This is a genomic window from Neobacillus sp. S1115, assembly GCF_055385565.1.
On record NZ_AP038275.1, the window covers coordinates 952885 to 975074 of the forward strand.

Annotated in this window: 24 protein-coding genes and 2 pseudogenes; 17 read left to right on the plus strand and 9 right to left on the minus strand. The window is 39.6% G+C overall.

The window, feature by feature from the left end; translation table 11 throughout:
* The first annotated feature begins 47 nt into the window (after positions 1 to 47).
* The 4 genes from bacA (at position 48) to ACZ5B7_RS04555 (ending at position 3595) form a co-directional block, all read left to right on the plus strand.
* Positions 48 to 851, plus strand: a complete 804-nt coding sequence (bacA, locus tag ACZ5B7_RS04540) for an undecaprenyl-diphosphate phosphatase (RefSeq protein ID WP_464492837.1) — start codon at positions 48 to 50, stop codon at positions 849 to 851.
* Positions 852 to 990: 139 nt separating this feature from the next.
* Complete coding sequence (gene rpmG, locus ACZ5B7_RS04545) at positions 991 to 1140, plus strand: 50S ribosomal protein L33 (RefSeq protein ID WP_464492838.1); 150 nt, start codon at positions 991 to 993, stop codon at positions 1138 to 1140.
* A 111-nt stretch (positions 1141 to 1251) separates the two neighbouring features.
* Positions 1252 to 2451 carry a GTP-binding protein gene (locus ACZ5B7_RS04550; RefSeq protein ID WP_464492839.1) on the plus strand — a complete coding sequence of 400 codons (1200 nt, stop codon included), beginning with the start codon at positions 1252 to 1254 and terminating at the stop codon, positions 2449 to 2451.
* Between the two features lie 199 nt (positions 2452 to 2650).
* On the plus strand, positions 2651 to 3595 hold the full coding sequence (locus ACZ5B7_RS04555) for a metal ABC transporter substrate-binding protein (protein WP_464492840.1): 945 nt from the start codon (positions 2651 to 2653) through the stop codon (positions 3593 to 3595).
* A gap of 59 nt (positions 3596 to 3654) precedes the next feature.
* Here ACZ5B7_RS04555 and ACZ5B7_RS04560 read toward each other — a convergent pair whose 3' ends face one another.
* Positions 3655 to 4572, minus strand: coding sequence for a TIGR03943 family putative permease subunit (locus ACZ5B7_RS04560; protein WP_464492841.1), 918 nt, complete (start codon positions 4570 to 4572; stop codon positions 3655 to 3657).
* Between the two features lie 9 nt (positions 4573 to 4581).
* Positions 4582 to 5577 (minus strand): permease, encoded by a 996-nt coding sequence (locus ACZ5B7_RS04565; RefSeq protein ID WP_464492842.1) that lies wholly within the window; start codon positions 5575 to 5577, stop codon positions 4582 to 4584.
* Between the two features lie 234 nt (positions 5578 to 5811).
* Between ACZ5B7_RS04565 and ACZ5B7_RS04570 the strand changes: the two are divergent.
* The 6 genes and pseudogenes from ACZ5B7_RS04570 (at position 5812) to ACZ5B7_RS04595 (ending at position 10473) form a co-directional block, all read left to right on the plus strand.
* Positions 5812 to 6514: pseudogene (locus ACZ5B7_RS04570) on the plus strand (ZIP family metal transporter).
* 244 nt (positions 6515 to 6758) lie between these two features.
* The gene (locus ACZ5B7_RS04575; RefSeq protein WP_464494433.1) at positions 6759 to 7661 is read left to right on the plus strand and encodes a metal ABC transporter solute-binding protein, Zn/Mn family; all 903 of its coding nucleotides are present in this window, start codon (positions 6759 to 6761) and stop codon (positions 7659 to 7661) included.
* A gap of 18 nt (positions 7662 to 7679) precedes the next feature.
* Entirely contained in the window at positions 7680 to 8438 is a 759-nt protein-coding gene (locus tag ACZ5B7_RS04580) for a metal ABC transporter ATP-binding protein (protein ID WP_464492843.1), read from the plus strand.
* Positions 8439 to 8442: 4 nt separating this feature from the next.
* On the plus strand, positions 8443 to 9366 hold the full coding sequence (locus ACZ5B7_RS04585) for a metal ABC transporter permease (protein ID WP_464492844.1): 924 nt from the start codon (positions 8443 to 8445) through the stop codon (positions 9364 to 9366).
* Positions 9363 to 10241: a metal ABC transporter permease gene (locus ACZ5B7_RS04590; RefSeq protein WP_464492845.1), complete on the plus strand. Its 879-nt coding sequence runs from the start codon at positions 9363 to 9365 to the stop codon at positions 10239 to 10241. Before ACZ5B7_RS04585 ends, ACZ5B7_RS04590 begins: the two co-directional genes overlap by 4 nt.
* A gap of 22 nt (positions 10242 to 10263) precedes the next feature.
* Entirely contained in the window at positions 10264 to 10473 is a 210-nt protein-coding gene (locus ACZ5B7_RS04595; RefSeq protein ID WP_464492846.1) for a hypothetical protein, read from the plus strand.
* Positions 10474 to 10558: 85 nt separating this feature from the next.
* Here ACZ5B7_RS04595 and ACZ5B7_RS04600 read toward each other — a convergent pair whose 3' ends face one another.
* On the minus strand, positions 10559 to 11917 hold the full coding sequence (locus tag ACZ5B7_RS04600) for an Nramp family divalent metal transporter (protein ID WP_464492847.1): 1359 nt from the start codon (positions 11915 to 11917) through the stop codon (positions 10559 to 10561).
* Positions 11918 to 12260: 343 nt separating this feature from the next.
* On the opposite strand from ACZ5B7_RS04600, the pseudogene ACZ5B7_RS04605 reads away from it, so the two are divergent.
* Positions 12261 to 12434: pseudogene (locus tag ACZ5B7_RS04605) on the plus strand (NAD(P)-dependent alcohol dehydrogenase); the annotation flags it as partial.
* Between the two features lie 137 nt (positions 12435 to 12571).
* Here ACZ5B7_RS04605 and ACZ5B7_RS04610 read toward each other — a convergent pair.
* Both ACZ5B7_RS04610 and acpP read right to left on the minus strand, forming a co-directional pair.
* Positions 12572 to 12940: a hypothetical protein gene (locus tag ACZ5B7_RS04610; RefSeq protein WP_464492848.1), complete on the minus strand. Its 369-nt coding sequence runs from the start codon at positions 12938 to 12940 to the stop codon at positions 12572 to 12574.
* Positions 12941 to 13187: 247 nt separating this feature from the next.
* A complete protein-coding gene (gene acpP / locus ACZ5B7_RS04615) occupies positions 13188 to 13418 on the minus strand; it encodes an acyl carrier protein (protein ID WP_464492849.1) in 231 nt (76 codons plus the stop codon).
* A gap of 351 nt (positions 13419 to 13769) precedes the next feature.
* On the opposite strand from acpP, the gene ACZ5B7_RS04620 reads away from it, so the two are divergent.
* Both ACZ5B7_RS04620 and ACZ5B7_RS04625 read left to right on the plus strand, forming a co-directional pair.
* Positions 13770 to 14630, plus strand: a complete 861-nt coding sequence (locus tag ACZ5B7_RS04620; RefSeq protein WP_464492850.1) for a hypothetical protein — start codon at positions 13770 to 13772, stop codon at positions 14628 to 14630.
* A 38-nt stretch (positions 14631 to 14668) separates the two neighbouring features.
* On the plus strand, positions 14669 to 15745 hold the full coding sequence (locus ACZ5B7_RS04625) for a glycoside hydrolase family 25 domain-containing protein (protein WP_464492851.1): 1077 nt from the start codon (positions 14669 to 14671) through the stop codon (positions 15743 to 15745).
* A 271-nt stretch (positions 15746 to 16016) separates the two neighbouring features.
* Here the strand turns inward: ACZ5B7_RS04625 and ACZ5B7_RS04630 are convergent, their stop codons facing one another.
* Positions 16017 to 16235 carry a hypothetical protein gene (locus ACZ5B7_RS04630; RefSeq protein ID WP_213146297.1) on the minus strand — a complete coding sequence of 73 codons (219 nt, stop codon included), beginning with the start codon at positions 16233 to 16235 and terminating at the stop codon, positions 16017 to 16019.
* Positions 16236 to 16568: 333 nt separating this feature from the next.
* Between ACZ5B7_RS04630 and ACZ5B7_RS04635 the strand changes: the two genes are divergently transcribed.
* On the plus strand, positions 16569 to 17597 hold the full coding sequence (locus ACZ5B7_RS04635; RefSeq protein WP_464492852.1) for an SDR family oxidoreductase: 1029 nt from the start codon (positions 16569 to 16571) through the stop codon (positions 17595 to 17597).
* A gap of 275 nt (positions 17598 to 17872) precedes the next feature.
* On the opposite strand, the gene ACZ5B7_RS04640 is transcribed toward ACZ5B7_RS04635, so the two are convergent.
* Positions 17873 to 18508, minus strand: a complete 636-nt coding sequence (locus ACZ5B7_RS04640) for a YitT family protein (RefSeq protein WP_464492853.1) — start codon at positions 18506 to 18508, stop codon at positions 17873 to 17875.
* A 168-nt stretch (positions 18509 to 18676) separates the two neighbouring features.
* Between ACZ5B7_RS04640 and ACZ5B7_RS04645 the strand changes: the two genes are divergently transcribed.
* Positions 18677 to 19123, plus strand: coding sequence for an Lrp/AsnC family transcriptional regulator (locus ACZ5B7_RS04645; RefSeq protein WP_464492854.1), 447 nt, complete (start codon positions 18677 to 18679; stop codon positions 19121 to 19123).
* Between the two features lie 122 nt (positions 19124 to 19245).
* Here ACZ5B7_RS04645 and ACZ5B7_RS04650 read toward each other — a convergent pair whose 3' ends face one another.
* Both ACZ5B7_RS04650 and ACZ5B7_RS04655 read right to left on the minus strand, forming a co-directional pair.
* Positions 19246 to 20127, minus strand: a complete 882-nt coding sequence (locus tag ACZ5B7_RS04650; RefSeq protein ID WP_464492855.1) for a PhzF family phenazine biosynthesis protein — start codon at positions 20125 to 20127, stop codon at positions 19246 to 19248.
* A 44-nt stretch (positions 20128 to 20171) separates the two neighbouring features.
* Entirely contained in the window at positions 20172 to 20618 is a 447-nt protein-coding gene (locus tag ACZ5B7_RS04655; protein ID WP_464492856.1) for a GNAT family N-acetyltransferase, read from the minus strand.
* 228 nt (positions 20619 to 20846) lie between these two features.
* Here ACZ5B7_RS04655 and ACZ5B7_RS04660 point away from each other — a divergent pair, with 228 nt between their 5' ends.
* The gene (locus ACZ5B7_RS04660) at positions 20847 to 21407 is read left to right on the plus strand and encodes a hypothetical protein (protein ID WP_464492857.1); all 561 of its coding nucleotides are present in this window, start codon (positions 20847 to 20849) and stop codon (positions 21405 to 21407) included.
* A gap of 458 nt (positions 21408 to 21865) precedes the next feature.
* Complete coding sequence (locus tag ACZ5B7_RS04665) at positions 21866 to 22045, plus strand: hypothetical protein (RefSeq protein ID WP_464492858.1); 180 nt, start codon at positions 21866 to 21868, stop codon at positions 22043 to 22045.
* Positions 22046 to 22190: the final 145 nt, after the last annotated feature.

A 22190-nucleotide genomic window follows, 5' to 3' on the forward strand; every position in this document is an offset into this window, starting at 1 on the left:
AACGGGTATTATTAAAAGGTAGCATTTAATTAGGAGGAAATATTTTTATGAGTGAGCACGTAATAGCTTTTATAATGGGAATCGTAGAAGGGTTAACAGAATATCTTCCCGTTTCATCAACAGGACATCTCATCTTAGCTGGTCATCTATTAGGGTTCGAAGGAGATCGGGCGAAAACATTTGAAGTTGTCATTCAATTAGGGTCGATCCTAGCGATTGTCGTGTTATATTGGAGAAGGTTTTTTTCACTGTTAGACTTTAAGAGTTTAAATATAAAGGACAACAATAGAACGAAACTGAATCTTCTTCACGTATTTTTAGGAGTACTGCCAGCCGTGATTGTAGGCTTTGTCCTCCACGATTTTATTAAAAATGTTCTGTTCTCTGCAACAGTCGTTTTGGTAGCTTTAGTCGTCGGTGCCTTTTTATTAATTTATGCTGACAAAAAGAACACAACGGTTACAGCGCACACCATTGATCAATTATCTTATAAGCAAGCCCTATATATTGGTTTGTTTCAATGCTTAGCTGTTTGGCCAGGATTTTCAAGAGCCGGTTCTACCATTTCCGGAGGATTACTAGTGGGTGCAAGCCAAAAAACAGCTGCCGAATTTTCCTTCATTCTGGCATTGCCTATTATGGTAGGAGCAACAGGATTAGACTTATTGAAAAATATGGACGCCATCACGTCAGGAGACATCACAACCTTTGTCATCGGCTTTGTAACAGCCTTTGTAGTCGCATTGCTATCCTGCATCGCATTCCTAAAACTGCTAGACAAAGTAAGGCTATCAACATTCGCCTACTACCGCATCATCCTTGCCATTGTCTTTGCGTTTATCATCCTATAAAGTGAATCATGGGGACGGTTCTCATGCATCAGATGCATGAGAACCGTCCCCGTGTTTCGTTTTGGACTTGACTTGTTAAAAAGAACTACTATAAAATACAAAGCGTAATGGTTACGATTTATCTAAAGGAGGAAATAATATGCGAGTAAAAATAACCCTGCAATGTACGGAAACAGGTGATCGAAATTACATCACAACTAAAAACAAAAGAAATAATCCTGACCGGCTGGAATTGCAGAAATATTCTCCCCGATTAAAACGATATACACTGCATAGAGAAACGAAGTAGCTTTTTCGAAAGTCGGATCCAAGCAGCATCTTGAATGTTCTATTTATTCATGTATAAGCATAATCTTTAAATCGTAATGATTTTGATTTAAAAAAGAAAGGAAGAATTCTTATGAATGATACTAAGATTCCAGTAACCGTATTAAGCGGGTATTTAGGAGCAGGTAAGACAACATTATTAAATCATATTCTTCAAAACCGCGATGGGTTAAGAGTTGCAGTCATTGTCAATGATATGAGTGAAATCAATGTGGATGCCGAATTGGTGAAACAAGGAGGAGGCCTAAATAGGACCGAAGAAAAACTAGTTGAATTATCGAATGGCTGCATTTGCTGTACGCTAAGAGAAGATCTTTTAAAAGAAGTAGAACGTCTGGTCAAGAAAGGAAATATTGACTACATTTTGATTGAATCAACAGGTATTAGTGAACCAGTACCAGTGGCGCAAACATTTTCTTACATAGATGATGAATTGGGAATCGACCTGACAAAATCTTGCAGGCTGGATACCATGGTGACAGTGGTGGATGCAAATAGGTTCTGGCATGATTTTGCTTCGGGGGATTTACTTTTAGAAAGAAGCCAAGCTCTAGGTGAAGAGGACGATCGCTCGGTTGCAGACTTATTGATTGACCAAATTGAGTTTTGTGATGTTTTACTTCTTAATAAATGCGATTTATTGGAGGAAGAACAATTAAATCAGCTGGAGGTATTTTTAAGAAAACTGCAGCCTACAGCAAAATTTCACAGGACGGTAAAGGGAAAAATAGCTGCTGCAGAGATTTTAAATACGGGTTTATTTAATTTTGAAGTAGCAAGTGAGTCGGCCGGCTGGTTAAAAGAATTGGAGGCACCTGAGCATACGCCAGAAACGGAAGAGTATGGGATTAGCTCATTTGTTTATAGAAGTTTGATCCCATTTCATTCTGAAAGATTTAATCATTGGATAGAAGAAATGCCTGTAGAAATCGTAAGGGCGAAGGGAATCGTATGGTGTGCAACCAGGAATGATCTTGCTTTACTATTCTCACAAGCAGGTTCTTCGGTACAATTAGACCCTGTTTCTTATTGGGTAGCCTCTTTGCCTTCTGAGCAGCAAACACAGTACTTTATTGAAAGTCCTGAATTAAAAGATGACTGGGATGAACAATTCGGTGATCGGAAGAATGAACTTGTTCTAATTGGAATCGATATGGATCAAAACCTTGTGAAAGCCTCTTTAGACCATTGTTTGTTGACCGAAGAGGAGATGGTACAAGATTGGAATAAAATGAAGGATCCATTTGTTTGGACCGTTACTGCAGCAGGTTAACATTTCTTTTTAAAATGTGCATTAATGGTCAGTTCTTTTCGTTAAAATTTGCTTGTTGACAGAAACAATAAATCGTTATACGATTTAAATCGTAATAATTTCGATTTGATAAATCTAAAAAACTTATAAAATACAGATAATTATAGGGATTAAATCGTAATGATTCCTAATTTAGGATAATTATGGAGGTAAAGGGAGTATGAAAAGACATATAAGTCTATTTATTATTTTTTTATTGATATTAAGTGGCTGCTCTAACGCAGCTTCAACAAACAGTGAAAAACAGAGTGACGGATCCAAAAAACTGCAAATTGTCACTACTTTTTATCCAATCTATTATTTTGCCGAGAAAGTGGCGGGAAATTCAGCAAACGTTGAACTATTGATACCAAATGGTGTCGAGCCGCATGATTGGGACCCAACTACAAAAGATATGATGAAAATTCAAGATGCTGATGTGTTTATTTATAATAGCCATTATTTTGAAACTTGGACTGAAAAAGTGCTTAAGAGCATTGATACTTCAAAATTAAAGGTTGTCGAGGCTTCTGATGGAATTGATTTGATGGATGCACTGGAAACAGGGGAAGAGGCGGACCATAACCATTCCGAACATTCGTCTTCTAAAGATCCCCATGTTTGGCTATCTCCGGTGTTAGCCCAGCAAGAGGTGGAAACAATAGCGAAGGCTCTAGGAGAGGTGGACCCTGACAATAAAGAACAGTATGAGAAAAATGCTGCTGATTTGAATTCTCAGCTTGCCGATTTAGACCGCTTATTCAAAGAAACTATTGACCAAGCTAAGAATAAAGAATTTGTTACCCAGCATGCTGCATTTGGCTATTTAGCCAAACAATACGGGCTAACGCAAATTCCTATTGCCGGCTTATCCCCAGATGTCGAACCTACATTAGGGAAATTAGCTGAATTAACGGAATTAACCAAGAAAAAAAATATAAAGATCATTTATTTCGAGGAATTAACCTCATCAAAAGTAGCTGAAACTCTAGCCAAAGAAATTGGCGCTGAAACAGCCGTATTAAACCCATTAGAAGGACTAACAAAAGAAGAACAAAAACAAGGTCTAGACTATATTGGCGTTATGAAAAAAAATTTAGAGTCATTAAAATTATCAATAAAGTGATACAAGGGACGGTTCTCATGCATCAGAAGCATGAGAACCGTCCTTATTTTTCCCTATGTTTAACTAATTTTTACTCCCACATCAAATACATATGGTTGTTTGGGAGCGGGAATTTTTGAAATCTGTTTTATCATTATTATTGGGATTGATTCTCCGTCAAATTGAGTTTGTTTAATTGTCCCCATTACTTGTACCCATTCATCCTTGGACAGTGCTGCTACGTCTCCTTTTGCCATGATTCCGTATACTGAGGAATCGGCAATACAACATGTAATTCCGAAACGTGCTATGATGATTTGATTTTGCATGAGATTCTTTTCACGATACACAAACCCTTTTATCGTAATTGTTTTACCAATCATTCCATCTAAATGATCTTGAAGGATATTCATCATATTTACGTATTGTTCATCTGTAATGTTTATATTATTGGTCTTTAACATGCTCTCCTTTAAGGCGGTGTATTGAGACTGTGATAATGGCTCGGGTTGATCATCGAGTACATTGTCGCTATTCGTAGAGTTTCGGGAATTACTAGAATAAGAGGGCGGATTATTATTAACCGTATTGATTTGCTCCCTATCATTTGAACTCGATCCAAGTTTAAGGGTTCTATTATTGGCAACAGAGCTATCAAGTACGTTGTCTGCGAAAAGCAATCCAGTGGTTATAGGGAAAATAAACAATAAATAAAGAAACAGTCCCTTCTTAAATGAAGTAGGGTATGAATGTTCCCCCTCGCAATCACAATGATAAGAATGTTTTTGCCCCGAAGTTCCTCTTAGGATCAAAAGGACCCCCAGAATAAGGAATACAAAAAGAGTGAAGTAAATAAAAAGAATCATTTTTGGTGCAATCAGAAGGGCAATATGATTGGTTAATAATAATTTAAATAATAGCAGCATGAATCCAATTAGAATGATTCCCCTGATTAAATAATGAAATGAGAAATCCTGAACATTATTTGTTTTCTTCATAAGGTCCCCCTAAAAAAATAAAAGTTGAAAGATATAGACGGATAAATAAACGACGATAGGAGTTACTAGAAGTAAAAATAGAACAAATTTTCTCTTAAAATACCCAAACAACATGATTGTGTTTTTTATATCCATCATTGGACCGAAGACAAGAAATGCTAGGATGGAGCCTTCCGTAAAGGTGGAACCAAAGGAAGAAGCTAAAAAGGCATCCGCTGAAGAACACACTGAAAGAACATAGCCGAGACCCATCATCACGCCCGGTGCTAAAGTCGTGCTTGTCCCAATAGACAATAGAACATTGCGGTCTAAGAAGGTCTGAAACAGGCTAGCAAGGAAAGCGCCTATAAACAAATACTTTCCAGTATCAAATAGCTCATCGCTTGCATGATAGAACGTATCTAATAGTTTATTTCCTTTTTTATGATGGTGATGGTGGTTATTTTCAACTGTTTTAAGAATATTTTCCCCCTTGAATTTTTGATAAATGATGTATCCAATGATAATGGAACTGATGAATCCAACTAGCATCCTGGCATTTGCCATATAAGGAGTACTCTTAAAAGCAAAATAGGTGGATGCATAGACAACAGGGTTTAGAATAGGAGCACTAAGCATAAAGACAACTCCTACATGCGGAGGCATGCCCTTCTTTATTAACCTGCGAACCACTAGGATAATAGCACATTCACAAACGGGAAAAATGATCCCTAACAATGCTGCGGGGATGATGGCTAAATAAGCATTTCGCGGCACTACCCTTCGAATAGCATTTTCAGATACAAATGTTTGAATAATCGCTGATACAAATACACCTAATAAAATAAATGGAATGGCTTCTAAGATAATACTCAAGAAAATGGTATTCACATTAAAAGAGGAATTTGGGATTCTACTAAATATTAAGTGCTTATTCATTTCCTCCGCAAAGAGAAAGAGGAAAAGGAATGAACAAAATAATAGAATAACGAAACTATCTTTTAGCATTTTATATAAAAAAGCCATAATTAAATCTCCCTCCTTGAATCTATCATTCCTATCATATTGATATGCACGTATTACTATTTCATTCACACACAAATTAAATATTCCTATTAAATCGTAATAGTTCCTATTGATAGGCAAATGGAAGATGAGTTAGTTTAATTGAAACTTGTCTTTTTTTTGAGAGTTTGTACATATAATGCAATTAAAAATGGATAAAGGTGGAATCTGGTGGAAATCAATTTAGGATTAATTATGAGTGCGCTATGTACTGCAGCAGGAGCTGTGCCAGCTTTATTATTAAAAAATGTATCTCACCGTGTGAAGGATAATTTATTGGCATATAGTGCAGGTATTATGGTTGCGGCATCTACTTACGGATTAATTCCTTCTACCTTAAAGCTTTCAAACATGTTCGTTTTAACCGTAGGAATTTTATTTGGGACAGCTGTGCTCACTTTATTAGAAATGTGCTTACCACATGTAGAAGTTGACCATTCAACCCATGGTTCTCGGCAAGCCAGGCCACTTCTGTTAGTAGCTGCAATGGCTATTCATAATATTCCATAGGGGACTGTCAGTAGGAGTCAGCAATGCAAGTCAGTATGAAGGGCTGGGATCCGTTGTTTCTTTTTCTATTGGGCTTCAAAATATACCGGAAGGCTTTCTTGTCTGCTTATTTTTACTGACGAATCATATTTCTAAAGTCCAAGCCTTTTTATATACTGCTTTAACAGGTGCCATTGAGTTTGCAGCAGCTTATAGTGGATTTCAATTAACTGACCAATTCCTCAGGATTGTCCCCTATGGATTAGCATTTGCAGCAGGAGCCATGCTGTTTGTTGTATATAAAGAGTTAATACCGGAAAGCCATGGAGATGGAAACGAACGATCGGCAACTTTTTCTTTTGTTATTGGACTATTAACCATGATATTTATTACGAATTTGGCGACATAAATATCACGCTAAACCCTGTATTTTTGGGATTAAACTCGGAAGATGAGTTTAATCCCATTTTTATTGTCGAAATATTGTATACGTTTTTTGTTGACCTTATTGTGATTCCTGTTTAACATAAAAGTTGCATAAGGGAAACTTTTTTTGATGAATATAACAAAAATGGCTTGGGATAAAAAAATTGCTATAATGCTAGATTGGAGGAATTGTCTTGAAGCGAAAGTTTAAAAAGTTGGCGGCGGTGATGGTCCTTCTATTCTCTGTGGCAGGCTGTTCTGCTTCGGAGGTGGCAAATGAAGGAAAAGAAACGGGTAAGATCCGTGTTACTACCACCATCGGGATGATTAATGACATCGTGAACAATGTTGGGGGAGAGCATGTGGAATCTATTGGATTAATGAAATCTGGGGTCGACCCTCATCTTTATAAAGCTTCTCAAGGAGACATAAAGAAGCTAGATACAGCCGATATTATTTTTTACAATGGGCTGCATCTTGAAGGGAAGATGGTGGATATTTTTGAAAAAATGGCAAAGAAAAAGCCAACGATTGCCGTTACGAAGAATATTCCGGAAGACCAGCTTCATGCCCCACAAGACGGATCACAGGAAGTTGACCCCCATGTTTGGTTTAATGTGAAAAATTGGATTTCGGCGACAGAAACAATCGCGGAGGAACTTTCTGCTTTTGATGAAAAACATGCTGAAGAGTATAAACAAAATGCTGAAAGGTACATTGAGAAATTGAAAGAACTTGATGAATACGTTACGGAGCAAATTGCCACAATCCCGAAACAGACACGGGTTCTAGTGACGGCCCACGATGCCTTCGGTTATTTTGGAGAGGCCTATGATATTAAAGTGCTGGGGCTCCAAGGAATTAGTACAGCCTCCGAATATGGCTCAAAGGATGTTAGTGAACTTCGAGACTATCTTGTTGAAAACAAGATTAAAGCTGTATTTGTTGAATCAAGTGTACCTAAGAAAGCCATCGAAGCTGTGATTGAAGGAGCAAAACAAAAAGGACACAAAATCACGATTGGCGGGGAACTCTTTTCTGATGCTATGGGGGCAGAAGGAACAGAGGAAGGCACTTATATAGGGATGGTTAGGCATAATGTCGATACGATTGTCAGCGCATTGAAATAGGAAGGGGATGATGGGGTTATGACGTACCCTCTTATGGTAAAAAATCTAACGGTTGCCTATCAGAAAAAGCCTGTGTTAAAAGATATTTCTTTTCGTGTTCCTGAAGGGAAACTAATTGGGATTATTGGTCCTAACGGTGCGGGTAAATCGACGCTGATTAAATCAATATTGGAATTGATTCCCGCCATTAGCGGAAAGGTAGAAATATTTGGAGATTCCTATAAAAATACGAGAAAACGAGTCGGATATGTGCCGCAGCGGGAATCTGTCGATTGGGATTTTCCAACGGATGCTTTGGATGTCGTAATGATGGGGAGATATGGACATTTAGGCTGGTTTAAACGCCCGGATAAAAAGGATAAAGCCTATGCTCTGGAATGTTTAGACCAGGTGGGAATGAGTCAATATGTTGATCGCCAAATAAGCCAGCTATCAGGTGGACAACAGCAGCGTGTTTTTCTAGCTAGAGCGCTTGCCCAGGATGCGGATCTTTATTTTATGGATGAGCCGTTTGTAGGAGTAGATGCTGCGACGGAAAAGGCCATCATTGCCCTGTTGATGAAGTTGAAAAAGCAAGGAAAAACGGTTCTCGTCGTACATCACGATTTAAATACCGTAAAAGAATACTTTGACTGGATTATGCTCTTGAATGTGAAACTAATCGGAATAGGCCCAACGGAAGACTTGTTTACCAAGGATTATTTACAAAAAACATACGGTGGGAGTTTAACCATGCTTGAATCCGATTCATCTCCCATTATGATCAACCCGAGGTGAGGATATGAATTGGCTCTCGTTTTTATCTGACCCTAATACACAATGGATTCTAATGGGGTCCATGCTCCTAGGATTGGCGAGCGGTGTGATTGGAAGCTTTGCTTATTTACGAAAACAATCGTTAATGGGGGATGCCTTATCCCACGCGGCTCTTCCAGGGGTGTGTCTTGCCTATATGGTAACAGGAACAAAGTCTATCTTTTTCTTTCTCATTGGGGCTATCATTGCCGGGGTTTTGGCAACCATAGCGATTAGCTATATTACAAGAAACACCCGTATTAAACAGGACTCGGCATTAGGGATAATTTTAACCGTGTTTTTTGGGGTAGGCATTGTTCTGTTAACACAAATACAGCATAGTCATAGTGGTAATCAAAGCGGGTTGGATAAATTTCTGTTTGGCCATGCCGCCTCGATGGTGAAACAGGATGTTTACACCATTGCTGGGATTAGTGTCGTGCTAGTTGTACTGTGTTTTCTGTTTTTTAAGGAATTTAAACTTCTCTCTTTCGATCCTGGATTCGCAAAAGGGATTGGTCTGCCAACCATTTTATTGGATCAATTTATGATGCTCCTTATTGTTACAGCAGTTGTGATTGGAATTCAGGCGGTAGGTGTGGTGCTGATGGCCGCATTGTTGATCACACCCGCGGTTGCAGCAAGGTATTGGACAGAGAAGCTGCATGTAATGGTGATTCTTGCCGGCCTGTTTGGGGCTTTAAGCGGATTAATCGGGACGGTGGCAAGTTCAATGGTGAATAATTTGCCGACGGGTCCGCTGATTGTTCTAGCAGCCACCATTTTGTTTGTGGTTTCCGTGTGTTTTGCGCCGAATCGAGGAGTATTAGCAAAAACTAGATTACGAGGCTCCGTCAAGAGAGAACAGCAGCCATTTACGAACCGTGGTGTAAAGGAGAAATCTTTATGAACCATTTTTGGATTATTCTGATTGGGGCGCTAGTAGGATCGTCCTGCAGTATTTTAGGATGCTTTCTTGTATTAAGAAAAATGTCCATGATTGGTGATGCTATCAGTCATTCCGTCTTACCGGGAATTGTCATTGCCTTTTTGATCAGCGGTACGAGGGACTCACTAGTCATGATGTTTGGTGCAGCGGCCATTGGATTAGTAACGGTTTTTCTCATTCAAATGTTTCAAAACAGCGGGGTTCAGTCAGATGCATCCATTGGAGTTGTATTTACAGCCTTATTTGCGATTGGGGTTGTCTTAATTAGTTTATTTACACGGCAGGTGGATTTGGACCTTGATTGTGTTTTATATGGAGAAATTGCTTATGCTCCGTGGGATACACTGCATGTTGGAGGGCAGAGTATCGGGCCAAAAGCTGTTTGGGGTGTTGGGGCAAGCTTCTTCTTAAATGTTCTTGTCATTAGCCTGTTTTATAAACAGTTTAAAATCACCACTTTTGACCCTGCACTGGCTGCTGCGTTAGGAATTCCGGTCGTGTTTTTCCATTATTTATTGATGGGCTTAGTTTCCATCTCAACCGTTGCATCCTTCGAAAGTGTTGGGGCTATTTTGGTGGTAGGGATGATAATTGTTCCTGCGGCAACCGCCTATTTATTAACAGATAAATTAAGCAAGATGATTATGATCAGTATTTTCCTCAGCATTGTCTGTTCGCTCCTTGGGTATTACGTTGCTTTCCTCCTGGATGCATCCATCGGGGGAACGATGGTGGCTGTAGCAGGCTTACTATTCCTCGGCGCTTTATTGCTTTCACCAAAGCATGGAGTCTTTATGAAAAAATGGGCTAGAAAAAAGGTGATTCAACAGAATTAAGTTTTTTAATCGTGATTTCTTAATGGGATTTCTTTCAGGAACTGTAGTTGGAGCAGTTGGGTACCGTTTGTACGAACAAAACAGCGGGCAACTAAAAAGTCTAGTTCAAAATAATGTCCCAACCATCAGTTTTCAGTCACCAAGAGCAGAACTGACCGTTGAAGAACTAGTCAGCCAGAAAGAAAGATTAGAAGATTTAATTGCCGAAAAAAGAGCAGTAGGAAGCCTATAATGAATAAAGGGCAGCCATTTAGTGGCTGCTCTTTGCATTAACATATTAGATTTCATTCAGTTGGAGCGGTTACTTACCATAGTATTTACCCTAAATCTTGACCTGTAACAACAATATATCCTATTAAGAATATATTCAATAGGACGATCACAATGGTACAGACCCATGCTGCTATTTTTACTGGCATTTTGTTTACAAATTCGCCCATTTTCTTTTTATTACTAGTAAATATAACTAAAGGAATGACGGCAGATGGGAGTGCTAAGCTTAAGACGACTTGACTCCATAGCAGTAATTCACCTGTTCCTTTGGATCCAGCCAGCCAGGTCACGATAAAAGCAGGTATGACCGCTAATAAACGTGTAATCAAGCGACGAAGCCATGGTGAAATTCGCAGGTTGATAAATCCTTCCATAACAATTTGACCGCTAATCGTTCCAGTAATGGTCGCATTTTGACCAGAAGCAAGTAAGGCAACCGCAAATAAAGTACTAGCTATCCCTACTCCGAGCGTCGGACTAAGTAATTCATAGGCTGCTTCGATTTCGGATACATCTAAATTCGTTCCATAAAAAGCTGCCGCTCCCAAAATCAAAATGGCGGAGTTAATAAGAAAAGCCACGGTTAACGAAAAGGTTGAATCAATGAGAGAGAATTTAATGGCTTCTCTTTTTCCCTCTGTTGTCCGCTTATATTGTCTAGTTTGCACGATGGAAGAATGCAAATATAAATTATGAGGCATCACCGTTGCCCCTAAAATCCCCAAAGAAATAAAGAGCATTTGTGGATGCGTGACAATTTCTGGTTTAGGAACAAACCCACCGAAAAGGTCTGCAATTTCAGGTTTTGAAATAATGACTTCAAATGCAAATACAATAAATATCGTAACCATTAAGACAATGACAATCGATTCGATAATTCGGAAGCTTTTCTTTTGTAAATAAAGCAATAGAAGCACATCTAATGTTGTTATGGCAATGCCTAATAATAAGGGAATACCAAATAATAAATTTAAAGCAATGGCTGAACCAATTACCTCAGCTAAATCTGTGGCAATAATGGCTAATTCTGTTAATATCCAAAGAAAAACGGCTGTTTTCTTCCCAGTTGCATCCCTAGTGGCCTGGGCAAGATCCCTTCCTGTGACAATTCCAAGTTTTGATGATAATGCTTGTAGCAGCATAGCAATTAAATTGGATAGTAAAATGACAATCAACAGCGTGTAACCAAATCGGGCTCCGCCTGCAATGGAAGTTGCCCAGTTTCCTGGGTCTACATAGCCAACTGCCACTAATGAGCCAGGTCCCATAAAGGCTAATAGCTTACGCCAAAAACCTCCTTTACTTGGAACACTTACTGTATTATTTACCTCTTCTAAGCTTATATTAGAGCTTTGCTTTAACCACCCATGCTCCTTTGCTGCATACTCTGGTTGACTATTCATTGGTCATTCCTCCTGAATATGCGTAAGGTTAAATAACTTTCGATAGTGCAACTTTTTAATTGAATTCCTACTAAATAATATATGAATCTATTTTAATACGGATTATTGCCTTTGTAAATATTTTTTGCATGTATGCAACTTTTTGGTATAAGGTAAAAATTTTCGGCGAAATTCTTTTGCCTGACCTTTGTTCAGTGTCAAGCACTTTCAATCCGATGAAAATGGCAAGATCAAGTCGGGGACGGCAAAATAATAATGGGGACGGTTCTCATGTGTCATTTGTTCTATTTAACAGTGTGATTCGTATGATATTAATAAAACAAACGAATTATGAGGAGGATTGATGAGGGCAATTGTATACACAAAGTATGGTCCCCCCGATGTTCTTCAACTGAAAGAGGTTGAAAAGCCTATTCCAAAAGAAAATGAAATTTTGGTAAAAGTAAAAGCGGCAATCGTAACAGTGGCGGATATTCGCGCACGGGGTTTTCTCGTTCCTCCCGCTTTTTGGCTGCCTGAAGCCCTCGAGGATTATTTTCGAATAGTCTTGAGGGCTGCTTTTTTTAAAAATTGATAGGTTTCCAAACAGTGATTTTTACATAAAAGAAAGCACCATTAATTCAAGTGCTTTCTTCGAGGTAATTTTTTTATTGATCAAACTGGATTTGGTGGTATGAACGGAATTGGTCGAAGGGATGCTATGGTATTGCTATGTGGTTTAAGATGAATTTGCATATTTGCGCCAGCGGCTGCAAGTTCACCGGTAATTCCGCTGAAGGTGTTTAGAATATCGAGCGGCGGGTTCGTTGGGCCGAAAGTAACCGGACCCTTGACCGCATCAATGAGTCTGTTCCAGCGCGTGACGATGGGAAGGACAGGGTCGGTTGGTAAGAAACGATTGAGCTGCGCACGATGCGGGGTTGTCGTAGACACGACAGTTGACGTCTTTGTGATGCCTGCAACGCTGTAGGTAAGGGCACCCGTGGTTGCATTCCACGAAATAAGCGTGGCATTCAGATTCATATTTGTTCCTCCTTTAAAATAAGATTCTAGTTATTTTATGCTTGTACAACAAATTAGTATGGATTTATATCAGTGTAAATGTGGATTTTCACATACTTAGTAGATAGACCATTTGGCGCTGCGAAGTAGATGATCCGGGGTTTTAACTAAGGAGTGGATGGCTAGGTGATTCAATTCAAACAAATAGGCGGATGCCTTCTGCTATACGGTCGAGTGTCCGTCTGCGTAGGGCTATCCGCCTTTTTTGTTAACGACTTTTTTCAATAAAGTTTAAGACATCACCGACAGTTTGAAGCGTCGGCGCCACTTTATCACTAATTTCAATCGCAAATTCATCCTCAATTTCCATCGTCAGATCCACCATATCAAGCGAATCAGCTTCAAAGTCATCCTTGAATGATGCATCAAGTCTGACCTCCTCCATTTTAACCCCCAGTTGATCTGCAATAATCGGCTTCAACTTTTCAAATGTGGTCATTGCGGCATCTCCTTCCTCACGTTTCATACCCACCATTATAACAACCTAATTCGGAACGTAAAACATTAAAGTATTTCCAATATTCGGCGAACATTTCACCAAATAGAAGTCGTTTCTACTCTCAGTTAGGGCACTAAACAGTTCGGAGCAAGCTGCATTTATAAGGGGGCATCTCATTAGAAGATTTGCTGTGAGTATAGCCCCTATGTAGAGGGATTTTGACTCATCGATTATAAATTCTGCTTAGGTTAAAAGAACCCATTATTGTTAAAACCGACAAAAAATTTAATGATTATGTCGAATGCTGTCAGTGGAAGTGATAAAACTCTGCTTTTGAAAGGGGGTGAAAGAATGTACTTTCGGCATTTTATTCTAATGGGTGTTATTTTAGGGGCGGCCGCTTTCTTGCCAAATAATGCATTGGCAAACGGAGCAGCCGGCCAACCGGAACAGCAAAACGCAGCAGCACAAACTCGAGTTTCAGCGAATGCTGAAAATCCAATAGTTTCTGAAAAAGAAGTGCCAGTTCCAACTGAAAATGTACATAAAAGTCAAGGTGAAGTGGTTCAAAAACCGGAGGCGAATCCTAGTACACAAAAATCCATACCAATCAAGCCTGTTTCAGCGTCACCAAACAAAAGGAATGGGGCAGCACCTCCCTTAGATAAGGGTAAGAATGCAAGTAAATCTGCTGAACAGACTGCAAAGGTGAAGGACATAGGACAACCAGGGCCCGCAAAGCCAAATGTCGACACGAACCAAGTTCAGGAGGTCCCTGAGTCAACGCACTCAAACCAAACAGCTCCTAAAGCCGAAATGGACAGCCATCCTTCAGGTTTGATTGTTAAGTCAGAAACCATTACGGAAGAAAATGATTCCTTAGTATCAATAAAGACTAGCATTTCGCAGGAACCACATATAGTTGAAGAAAGCAAGGCTCCATCTAACGATAGGAAGATTCCTTTCGAGGTCATGAATATCCTTCCGCAGTTTACGTCATCCCCAGGAGGGCAGTCTGATGTTCAGTTCAGTCCTGGGACAGGTGCGGTAGGTTTTATAGCAAATTGGTCAGACTGGGATGAACATTTATCACTGACCCTTGGCCTGAACTACACTTCCCGACAAGCTAAGTACAGTCACCAATGGATTAATGCTCCACCTTCACCACCACCAGAAACAGCTCCTTTTTTTAAAACGTTAACTGCTAATTAAGCCACGCGTAACGAAAAATAAAGGAGCAAAATTGGAAAATGAAACATTATCTTAAAACATATAAACTCGTAAAATCTTTCGTAGTAACTGGAGTATTGTCGTTTGGACTTATGTCAGGAGGCCAATTTACTGCAGCGGCAGGACTCGATAAAGCAAAAGTGGAGCCTGTTAAAGCTGTTCAAGCAGTTGGCTCCCAAAATGGACATGCCAATGAAAAAAAGGTTGAAACCCCTATAGTTCCTGCTGGGACGGAGATAGCTGTTCAGACAGCAGAAGAAGTCGAAGCTGATGCTCAGCCAATAGAGGAAGTCAAAACTGAAGTAGAACATAAAGAAGAAGGAAGCATCGGAAAATCACAGGCAAGCATACATGCCAGTGAAACCGCAAAAATGCATGCTTCTGAAAACTCAGCAATCTATCAAACTACTTCTGATAGTCAATTAGAAGAATCGACTACAACTGCTGAAACTGCGGGATATCTATTCGGATCGGATTCCGCTTCATCAGCGAATCCTGCAGGGGAAGATTTTTATATTGGGAAGTTAGGTTATGGGAGCACGGTGCAATTTGATGCAAACACGGGCGGTGCCATTTATTTCAGCAGTGCAAGAGCACAGAGTGCCAGCTATGTGTACGGTTATTGGTTTTTATCGGGTATGCAAACAGCGCCAGCAGGAATCTCCGCAAGCGATTGGGGAGCGCAGCAGGCAAAATTAGCTCTAGAAAGCTACGAAGCTATGAAGAGTGTATATGGCTCAAAGGTTAGACCCGTTATTTTTATTGATGTAGAATCGGCTTATACCGGTTTAAGTGACTATGACTATGCTAATAATCATGAGATTTATAACGCATTCGTCAATTATTTAAATCAATATGGACAAGGTGTAAAACCAGGAACCTATTCATCTCCAGGCAACTGGGACCGTACCATGGGGGACTTTTCGCCAAATACTCCGGGTGCTTATTGGGTTGCCTATTACCCTGGTGACATCCCATCCGATTTGACAACCAGCAATTCATACTGGGTCAACTTCCCAGGAACAACCGAAAAGGCCGAAATCTGGCAGTACTATGGCGGCTATGATGACTATAATGTAGCTTGGAAATTGCCATAACGAAATATTCGGTTTCTATTTTCCATAGTAACCAAATAAAAAGTCTGTCCCAAAAAGTATAACTTTTAGGGGCAGTCTTTTTTTGTGAGATGGCAATGTTCCTCTTTTTTTTTAAATACCCAAAGCATCGAGCATAAACAACAAATTCCAATTTAATGTTCGTTCTTCTAACACCTTCTGGATTTCCACAAAGGTAATAGGGGGTTCCTTTGCGGAAGCCCCTCCAATTAGTGTTCTTTTTTCTTCTTTGAAAGAAGATTAAAGTCATTAATTATTCTTCTGAATAAGACGGTTGGGTTTGCATCTGGGACTGCACTTGACTTATCAATGTTTGAATTTGTGCAACTTCACTTGATGCTTGTTTCAATGCTTCTAAGCAGAGAGTGGTGTTAGCAGCTGATTGTTCAATGGCTGAAGTGATCATATCTTTTACAATAGAAGAAGCCGCCTCTGCTTGTTTCAATTTATTAGTGTCAACTTGATTTGTCATTTGTATTTCCTCCTTTTATTTGTTTACAACACAAAATATAGAATGCTTCTAAAAAATTATTTAATCCTTGTCCAAAACAAAATTAAATTACATATTTTACAGTAAACATTATAAGAGCATTGCTTAGGGGCGGTTTAGTTGAATAGTGATTATAAGGAAAAAAATGGTTAAATAATTTCATAAAGGAGTGATGAAAATATGGTATTAAAAATTGAACTTTTTCCATTGTGAAAATTCCCCCTAGGATAAATTTATTATCCTCCCCGTATCTTTTTATAAAAAATAATCGTTATATAAAGTAAAAGAGATTTATAAATGGAATGGGGGAGAAGGATGAAGGTTTTACTTTTAGGAGGGACTCGTTTTTTAGGAAGAGCGTTGGTAGAGGAAGGCTTGAATAGGGGTCACGAAATAACCTTATTTAATCGTGGAACCAATAAAGAGGTATTTCCTGAAGTGGAGAAGCTAATTGGGGATCGGGACGGAGATGTGTCCCTTCTGAAAAATCGCAAGTGGGATGTGGTAATGGATACGTGTGGGTTTGTTCCCCGGCAGATTCAAAAAATCGCAGCGGTACTTGGGGACAACATCCATCATTATACGTATATTTCAAGCATCTCTGTTTATAAAGATTGGGTTCCGCTCAATATTACCGAAGACTATCATCTACAAACTTTATCGCAGGATCAACTAAGAGCTGTTGAGGAAGGGGAAGCTTCTCCTTATGAGTATTACGGTGCGTTGAAGGTCCTATGTGAGAGGGAAGCAGAAAGGCATTGGCCGGGACGTGTGCTGCAAATAAGAGCAGGACAGCTTGTCGGACCGTTTGACTACACTTACCGGCTTCCGTACTGGGTCCAGCGGGTAGTACAGGGAGGAAAAGTATTGGTGCCGGGGCGTCCGGACCGTCTTGTTCAACTGATTGATATAAAAGATATCGCCAAATGGGTGTTTGATATGGCGGAAAACAGAAAAGCTGGAACCTTTAATGTGACAGGCCCAAACGAAAAAATGACGATGGAAGAGCTGTTGGATACTTGTAAAGCTGTCGCCAATAGTGAGTGCGAATGGGTATGGGCAGATGAGCAATTTTTGCTGGAGCGTAATGTGCAGCCATGGACGGAAATGCCGCTATGGGTTCCCGAGAACTTCCCGCTAGAGGGAGAAACAGAACCGTGGAAAGGCTCTTTTTCTATCAATATCGAAAAAGCAGTGAACGCTGGCCTTACCTTCCGAGCTCTGGAAGAGACGATTAAAGAGTTTTATGAATGGCTGAAGGCCCGCCAGCAGCATAATCTTAAAGCAGGGGTTTTGTGGGAAAGAGAACAAGAAATGTTAGAGGCGTGGTTTCCAAAAGGATAACGATGATATGTGAAAAATTAACAATGGTAAAAGGGATTGCTGCAGGCAATCCCTTTTTTATTCCAATTATTGTTTTTTCTTATCTAAGAGATATTGAAACCCGTAAATGGCTAAGGCCTTTATCATGAAGAAAGACAAAAATTGATATTTTTTCAATCTAACCAATTTCATTATGTTACATTTCTTCAAAATGGCCATTAAAATATAGACAAAACCCAAATCTAATCAGATATTCACCAGCATATACTTTTTAAATTTTCCCATATGTATTGACACTATCTAGGAACAGCTGCATTCGATTTCGCTGGATGAATGGAAAAGGTTTCTTTTCTCTCAGCTGCTTTGTTTCTGTTCGCGATGTCATTTTTATAATAGCTTATTACTTGGGCTGTTACCGCAATCGACAAGATGGAGCAAAGACCTCTTAGCAGCCCGACAACGTAAATACTAGATAGAACAACAATGGCATCAAATAGGAAGTTTATTTTACCAGGGTTGAATTGAAATCTCTTTTGCAGATACAAAGCAAGAATATTAGCCCCGCCAAGGGAAGCTCCATTCATAAACAGTATCGTTACACCAATTCCAATTATTAACCCGCCCAACATTGCACCTATCCAAATCGGAAGTGAAAAGTGTGGCAGCCATTGGTCCATTCCAGTCAATAACGTCAGGATGGAAACAGAAACAACGGTATTAAAGGTAAACTTCCATCCCATCCTAAAAACTGAAAAAATATAAAAAGGGATATTTACTAAAAAGAAAATCACAGCGAATGGAAGATTAAAAAGATAGGCTACACTTAGCGAGAGTCCGGCTGTGCCTCCTGTGACAATATTGGCATGTTTTAAAAGGATAACCCCAATACTTGTTACCAAGCATCCTAGGAAAATATCTATTGACTTCCTCATTTTTAAATCACCTAATCTCTTATCAATATTAATACGATTAATAACTATTTTAATAATAAAAGATAAAAGGACAATTTTACATATCAATAAGAAGGCGTTATTATTAAGTTGTGTTCAATTTGAATTAAAATCTATCGTTTTATATTCATAATGAAGGGAGTGTTTTTGGTGGATCAAATAGACATTAAGTTATTGGAGCTTTTGCAAAAAAATTCCCGCATGACAATCAGCGACTTATCACAGGAGTTAGCGTTAAGTAGGCCGAGTATTTCGGAACGTCTTCACCGGCTGCAAGAGAAAGGGGTTATCGAAGAATACAGTGCCAGAATTTCCCTTCCTGCAATTGGAAGAGACATACTGTTAATTATTCAAGTGGGCGGCGTTAAAGTATCCTTACAAGAATTTGAAGAATTCATTAAAAAAGAAGAGGGAATTATCGAGTGCCATCGTGTGACCGGGGAAGTAAGCTATATTTTAAAAGCTGCTGTTTCAAACATGAATGGTATGAGGCAATTAATCGATAAATTAATTCCATTTGGAAACATCAATACTTCTACTGTATTGTCATCACCTGTTCCATATCGATACATTCTGCCATTCGAAGAATCTTCATAGGCTTCCTTCCTACAGGGGAAGTTTGGGGAGAAAAGAGTGTACTGTTTCTTCCAGTGGAGTAATTCATGGGGACGGCCCTTATGCATGTAAAAACCATGAGAGCCGTCCACGTATGTGGAAATTTATAGTAACCATTCACCCTGAGCAATCTTTTCAACTTTTCCACCAACAGAAACATTGATGACTCCGTTTTCCTCATCTGCTTTTAAAAACAATAAAGATGGTCTGCCCATTTCATATCCTTGTTCGACTTTTATATTGATTTCGCTTGTTTGGAAAAATCGGTATTTAACCAGGTAGGCGGCCAAGCATCCATTTGCGCTGCCAGTGGCGGCATCCTCTGGCATCCCATAATAATCTCCAAAGTCACGAACATTTACCTGATTTTCCGGATGATACGTTTCAGGAGCAAATACCATTATCGCTTTTGCTTCAGTTTTCTCAATCAACTCATAGTACTTTTCTAAATGGACCTTTACTCTTTTGACAGCGTCCAGACTTTTTAAAGGGACAAGAATGACAGGAAGTCCAGTGGAAACCTCCTGGATTGGGAACCGCTCATCAATGGCATCCTTCTCAATCTGTAAGACACCAGAAACCTGGTCGGGCTCCAATATATTTCCGAAGGCAGGTTTATTTTGTTTCATCCAAATAAGACCTTCCTTTGCATCAAACGAGACGGGAATCTTGCCAGCCTTATAATTTAGCGTAAGTGTTTCTGCCGGTTCCTTTAATAGCTCATGTTGAATAACATAGGCAGTTCCCAGCGTCGGATGGCCGGCAAAAGGCACCTCTTCATTAGGAGTAAAGATGCGGACATCATAGCCACCATCATTTACTTGGTCGGATAGAATAAAAGTAGACTCCGAATAATTCATTTCCTTCGCGATTTGCTGCATTTCCCGGCCAGATAGATTACCCGCATTTTTGAAAACAGCAAGCTGGTTCCCGGTATATTTCCCTTGCGAAAAAACATCAACAATCGAAAAATTTATTTTTCCCATTATAAATCTCCTATTCTTTGAATCATGGGGACGGTTCTCATGCATCACCCGCGAAATTTTTCCATAAACCTTTCCGGGTGATCAATCGCTTTGAAACCGAATTGGCTATACAGGGTGTGGGCATCATTTGTGACTAACATAAACCGGCGGACGTTTTGCAAGTCAGGGTGGTTGGTGATCACTTCCATTAACCATTTGGACAAGCCTAATTTACGGTATTCGGGCACAATGAACACATCTGCAAGATACGCAAATATCGTTAAGTCTGAGACGACCCTTGCAAAGCCAACCTGCTCCACATCGCCTTTGCTGACATCCCCTTTATAGACGCCAAAACATAAGGCAGTATTGTCAATCGACTTCTTTATGATTTCCTTTGGCCGGCCCAATGCCCAGTATGATTCTTCGCTTAAAAATTTGTGAATGGCATCAATATCTAAATACTCTTTATTAGTAGATATGGAAAATCCGTTTTTTAGCCATGTTTTCATAGGTGAACCTCCTTCATTTTTCAAAAAAGTAGAAACGCATTGGAAAAAGATGTATCTTTAATAAATTTTAACATAGGATGTCTTTTACTGTGAGATTACTGATTGGGACAAATATCGTGGGAGTGAATAACATTTTTATAGGTGATGCCCATTTTTGAGAGAACAAGTTGATAGGTCAATGACTAAAGAATATGATGATGTAAGTTTTAAAAGAAAGGAGTGCATTTAATGTATTCTAATCCTATACCTATGTATAATAACAATCCATATACTCAGGAAATTCATGTGTATTCAACTCCATTTCCAGAGGAGTATTATTACCAAGTGAACCCTTATGAAAGACAATTTGGCCCACCAATGGGACCGCCGTCAGGAGCACCTGGCTTTTCACCGCCAGGTCAAGGTCCAGGATTTGGACCGCCATCAGCACCGCCAGGTCAAGGTCCAGGATTTGGACCGCCATCAGCACCGCCAGGTCAAGGCCCAGGAGGGGGACCGCCAATGGGACCACCAGGGCAAATCCCACAAGTCGGACCCCCAACGTCACCACCACCATCTTTTGTTCCCACACAGACACAACAGCAAGCTGAAGCATTTGCAGTTGATCCAGGGGGGATTAGAAGATGTTTATTCAGATACACCTATATATGGCTAAGGGGTTTTGAGCAATTTTGGTTCTATCCAATATTTGTCGGACGTAACTCAATCGCAGGGTACCGATGGACTGGATTTAGATGGATGTATACCGGAATATCCCTACGGCAAATTCAATCGTTTACTTGCGTTTAGACACACGGGGACGGTTTTCTCATGCATCAGAAGCATGAGAACCGTCCCCGTGCATCAATAAAAACGGCACAGTGCAAATGACTCCAACCAGGTAGAGAATGACTTTTGGGGGAAAGAGGAAAACAAATGACCCAGTCTACTGAGCCATTTGCTTGTACAAAAATAGACTGTAAAGTTTGCGGGCAAATTTAAGGAAAGCTTTTTCTGCTGTATTACATTGAAAAAAGGAATAATAAAGTATCGGCTCCTCCTACGCCAGATACCGTGATGGCCACGCTTGCCATCCCCTCTATTACATACTATAACTTTCCGATGTTAATAAACAGTGTTATAGATGTTAGCAAATTGTTAAACCTGCATTAAAAAAATATGAACAACATGTTGAACGCATTTTAGGTAAAGTATAGGAGATGCGGATCAAGAAAATAATATGAAAAACAAAAAATGGAGGGCGAAAAATGGTTCCTATTAATAAAAAGAATCAGACTTCAGATAAAAGCGGAATCGAGCAGCCATTAATGTCAACGGGCACGACGGAGCAGGGCTTCGATTGGGAAAAAGGAGAGTCAAATTTTGAGACGAACCCCAAAATTGGAAATGAGCCGATTGGGGAAGAAGCGGGAAGTGCTGATCAATAAATAGTTAAGATTCTGTTGAGATTATTCTCATGGAGGAGGTTTCATGAGGACACAACGATTGAAAAACCCGAGGGAAGAGTCCTCATAAAGGGTTCATGAGGACAAAACGATTGAAAAATCCGAGGGAAGAGTCCTCATGAAGGGC

What these genes read in the sequence shown, in the direction of transcription:
- ACZ5B7_RS04635 (WP_464492852.1), top strand. Translation starts at nt 16,569, where the DNA reads ATGAAGGTTTTACTTTTAGGAGGGACTCGTTTTTTAGGAAGAGCGTTG.
- ACZ5B7_RS04560 (WP_464492841.1), bottom strand. Translation starts at nt 4,572, where the DNA reads ATGAAGAAAACAAATAATGTTCAGGATTTCTCATTTCATTATTTAATC.
- ACZ5B7_RS04585 (WP_464492844.1), top strand. Translation starts at nt 8,443, where the DNA reads ATGAATTGGCTCTCGTTTTTATCTGACCCTAATACACAATGGATTCTA.
- ACZ5B7_RS04610 (WP_464492848.1), bottom strand. Translation starts at nt 12,940, where the DNA reads ATGAATCTGAATGCCACGCTTATTTCGTGGAATGCAACCACGGGTGCC.
- ACZ5B7_RS04660 (WP_464492857.1), top strand. Translation starts at nt 20,847, where the DNA reads ATGTATTCTAATCCTATACCTATGTATAATAACAATCCATATACTCAG.
- ACZ5B7_RS04655 (WP_464492856.1), bottom strand. Translation starts at nt 20,618, where the DNA reads ATGAAAACATGGCTAAAAAACGGATTTTCCATATCTACTAATAAAGAG.
- ACZ5B7_RS04630 (WP_213146297.1), bottom strand. Translation starts at nt 16,235, where the DNA reads ATGACAAATCAAGTTGACACTAATAAATTGAAACAAGCAGAGGCGGCT.
- ACZ5B7_RS04555 (WP_464492840.1), top strand. Translation starts at nt 2,651, where the DNA reads ATGAAAAGACATATAAGTCTATTTATTATTTTTTTATTGATATTAAGT.
- ACZ5B7_RS04575 (WP_464494433.1), top strand. Translation starts at nt 6,759, where the DNA reads ATGGTCCTTCTATTCTCTGTGGCAGGCTGTTCTGCTTCGGAGGTGGCA.
- acpP (WP_464492849.1), bottom strand. Translation starts at nt 13,418, where the DNA reads ATGACCACATTTGAAAAGTTGAAGCCGATTATTGCAGATCAACTGGGG.
- ACZ5B7_RS04550 (WP_464492839.1), top strand. Translation starts at nt 1,252, where the DNA reads ATGAATGATACTAAGATTCCAGTAACCGTATTAAGCGGGTATTTAGGA.
- ACZ5B7_RS04580 (WP_464492843.1), top strand. Translation starts at nt 7,680, where the DNA reads ATGACGTACCCTCTTATGGTAAAAAATCTAACGGTTGCCTATCAGAAA.
- ACZ5B7_RS04590 (WP_464492845.1), top strand. Translation starts at nt 9,363, where the DNA reads ATGAACCATTTTTGGATTATTCTGATTGGGGCGCTAGTAGGATCGTCC.
- ACZ5B7_RS04595 (WP_464492846.1), top strand. Translation starts at nt 10,264, where the DNA reads ATGGGATTTCTTTCAGGAACTGTAGTTGGAGCAGTTGGGTACCGTTTG.
- ACZ5B7_RS04625 (WP_464492851.1), top strand. Translation starts at nt 14,669, where the DNA reads ATGAAACATTATCTTAAAACATATAAACTCGTAAAATCTTTCGTAGTA.
- ACZ5B7_RS04600 (WP_464492847.1), bottom strand. Translation starts at nt 11,917, where the DNA reads ATGAATAGTCAACCAGAGTATGCAGCAAAGGAGCATGGGTGGTTAAAG.
- ACZ5B7_RS04650 (WP_464492855.1), bottom strand. Translation starts at nt 20,127, where the DNA reads ATGGGAAAAATAAATTTTTCGATTGTTGATGTTTTTTCGCAAGGGAAA.
- ACZ5B7_RS04665 (WP_464492858.1), top strand. Translation starts at nt 21,866, where the DNA reads ATGGTTCCTATTAATAAAAAGAATCAGACTTCAGATAAAAGCGGAATC.
- ACZ5B7_RS04640 (WP_464492853.1), bottom strand. Translation starts at nt 18,508, where the DNA reads ATGAGGAAGTCAATAGATATTTTCCTAGGATGCTTGGTAACAAGTATT.
- ACZ5B7_RS04565 (WP_464492842.1), bottom strand. Translation starts at nt 5,577, where the DNA reads ATGGCTTTTTTATATAAAATGCTAAAAGATAGTTTCGTTATTCTATTA.
- ACZ5B7_RS04620 (WP_464492850.1), top strand. Translation starts at nt 13,770, where the DNA reads ATGTACTTTCGGCATTTTATTCTAATGGGTGTTATTTTAGGGGCGGCC.
- rpmG (WP_464492838.1), top strand. Translation starts at nt 991, where the DNA reads ATGCGAGTAAAAATAACCCTGCAATGTACGGAAACAGGTGATCGAAAT.
- bacA (WP_464492837.1), top strand. Translation starts at nt 48, where the DNA reads ATGAGTGAGCACGTAATAGCTTTTATAATGGGAATCGTAGAAGGGTTA.